At 67.5% G+C, this 465-nt stretch carries 1 protein-coding gene; it reads left to right on the top strand.

Going from position 1 to position 465, the window contains the following annotated elements:
• A partial coding sequence (locus EEB15_RS33330) for a glycine betaine ABC transporter substrate-binding protein (protein WP_199236714.1) occupies positions 1-465 on the top strand: 465 nt, incomplete at both ends.

A 465-nucleotide genomic window follows, 5' to 3' on the forward strand; every position in this document is an offset into this window, starting at 1 on the left:
ACCCGAGTACGTGCCGGCCCAGGTCGCGTCGATCCCCGACCTGCTCGCCGCGCCTGCCGCGGATCACATGGAGCGACTCATCCAGGGTATGGCGCCGGGAGCGGGCATCAGCGAGATGTCGCCGCGAGCGATCGAGACCTACGGTCTGGACGACGCCGGATACCACTTCGCGCACGGTACAGAGGACGAGTGCATCGGCCGCTTCGTCGACGCGGTCGCGCAGCGCCGGTGGGTCGTGATCCCGTTCTGGCATCCACAGGCACTGCACAAGCGGTTCCGGATCCGCCGCTTACAGGATCCGAGACTGGTTCTCGGAGCGACCGACAACGCGACGCTGTTGGTGCGAAAAGACTCCGAGTCGCTCATCGGCGCGGCCGCCCTGGCCGACCTGGCGCGGCTTCACCTCGGCAACACGATGCTCGACGAACTGGACGAGGCGGTGCGCAAGCGTTCGACGACCCCGTA

It is taken from the genome of Ramlibacter sp. WS9 (genome assembly GCF_003797765.1).
GTDB lineage: Bacteria > Pseudomonadota > Gammaproteobacteria > Burkholderiales > Burkholderiaceae_C > Ramlibacter.